This is a genomic window from Wolbachia pipientis, assembly GCF_001752665.1.
Taxonomy (GTDB): domain Bacteria; phylum Pseudomonadota; class Alphaproteobacteria; order Rickettsiales; family Anaplasmataceae; genus Wolbachia; species Wolbachia pipientis_A.
On the sequence record NZ_MJMG01000007.1, the window covers coordinates 87,753 to 89,454 of the forward strand.

Here is a 1,702-nt window from a genome sequence, read left to right on the forward strand (position 1 = left end):
TGGAAGAAGAAAAAGAAGAGTTATTCTCTCTGGAAAAAAGAAAGCGCACACAGTAAAAACTGAGANGCAAGAGAAGTTTTTACCTAAAAATAGTATAAAGTATGCAGATTCTGGATATCAAGGATGGCAAGAGTTACAGAGTAAACTTGTTATTCCTTATAAAAGGTATCGTAAGAAACCTTTAACACCAGAGCAGTAATAAAAAATTAAGGATGAAATAAGATTAGGCAAATAAAGATTTTCAAAATTATGTCACATGTTTACCGTAATTTTCAGAAGAAACACAATATGAGATTCAATATCATTGCTGAACCTTCAATACTCTTTCTTGCACTAATCTCATCCTTATTTCTTCTTCTGGCATTTCGCAATGGGTCTAATGGTATTCAATTAAACAGTGGCATTCAATCGAACAATGGGCTAGGGTTTAATGGTACCTTTGACATGTGATATAGTCAAGGTAGTGTGGCATGGATGGGTGTTGAGCACTGCTCTGCTATGTATTATTTGGGGTACATATTTCATTATGTGCTCTCTTCTGCTATACTNNNNTTTTAAATTCTTCAATTATTTCATTTGATATTCTACGTTGTTTTAGATAATGCATTGCGTCTCGATTGTTCTGTGTAAACCAATTTGCTGCTAGTTCAAGTATTGAAAAGAATTTGTTGTGTGTGTCTACGTAGGTTTTTTTAGGTAATTCAACTCCTGCAATAGATGCTAACCTTTGTACTGCATCTTTAAAGTTTAATCCTTCAGTTTGTGAAATAAACTCAAATATATCTCCATGAGCAGAGCAACCGAAACAATAATATAACCCCTTAGTATCAGTTACTGAAAAAGATGGGGTTTTTTCACGATGAAACGGACACAAACCAACAAAATTATTTCCTCTTCTTATTAGTTTAACTTTTTGACTTACTACGTCAGATAATAATAACCTAGATTTGATTAAATTGATGTAATCCATGAATTATAAAACTGTTACACAATTTATTGTAATTGAAATGACTAAAACTACAAAGGTATCGTAAGAAACCTTTAACACCAGAGCAGAAAGAACATAATAAGAAATTAGCATCATTAAGGATGAAAAGAGAACATAAGATTAGGCAAATAAAGATTTTCAAAATTATGTCACATGTTTACCGTAATTTTCAGAAGAAACACAATATGAGATTCAATATCATTGCTGAATCTTCAATACTCTTTCTTGCACTCATTTCATCCTTATTGCTTCTTTTGGTATTTCGCAATGGGTCTTGTGTACAATGCACGTGAAACAAATTAAATGGGGTAGTGTATGCCTAATAATGAAAAATCGAGTAATTTCATCAATAATCTTGATAAACAAGGTTTGAGGCAAATGTTAAAAATTAGAAGTAATCGGCTTGATAGCAGCACAAAATTATCATCAACAAATCTCTCTCGGTAATTGAGCAGTATAATAGAGATTTGTGAGTTAACTTTATAACACTGATTCTTCACTCTTAAGATGCATCATATTATCACTAGATTTAGTTATTGAAATTTTAAATTGTGAGTCATTATTTATAAAAGACTTAATGGATTTACCAAAAAAATCATATCTCCATCCCTTGAATAAAGTATCTGTACATCCAGACATAGATTTAGCCATATCTTCTTTTGATATTACTAATTTTCTTGATATATCGTTGTCTCTACATTTACTATCCAAAAT

1 protein-coding gene and 4 pseudogenes are annotated in these 1,702 nt (G+C 31.2%); 3 read left to right on the forward strand and 2 right to left on the reverse strand.

All coding sequences use genetic code 11. The features are described 5' to 3' along the window. Window positions 1-309 (forward strand): annotated as a pseudogene (locus BIY23_RS05535) (IS5/IS1182 family transposase); the annotation flags it as partial. Between the two features lie 244 nt (window positions 310-553). Here the strand turns inward: BIY23_RS05535 and BIY23_RS03440 are convergent. Then, window positions 554-970, reverse strand: a pseudogene (locus tag BIY23_RS03440) (CHC2 zinc finger domain-containing protein); the annotation flags it as partial. Between the two features lie 50 nt (window positions 971-1,020). On the opposite strand from BIY23_RS03440, the pseudogene BIY23_RS05135 reads away from it, so the two are divergent. Next, a pseudogene (locus BIY23_RS05135) lies at window positions 1,021-1,194 on the forward strand (transposase family protein); the annotation flags it as partial. Window positions 1,195-1,303: 109 nt separating this feature from the next. Continuing rightward, the gene (locus tag BIY23_RS05540; RefSeq protein ID WP_261722513.1) at window positions 1,304-1,435 is read left to right on the forward strand and encodes a hypothetical protein; all 132 of its coding nucleotides are present in this window, start codon (window positions 1,304-1,306) and stop codon (window positions 1,433-1,435) included. Between the two features lie 33 nt (window positions 1,436-1,468). On the opposite strand, the pseudogene BIY23_RS05280 reads toward BIY23_RS05540, so the two are convergent. Next, a pseudogene (locus tag BIY23_RS05280) lies at window positions 1,469-1,702 on the reverse strand (ribonuclease D); the annotation flags it as partial.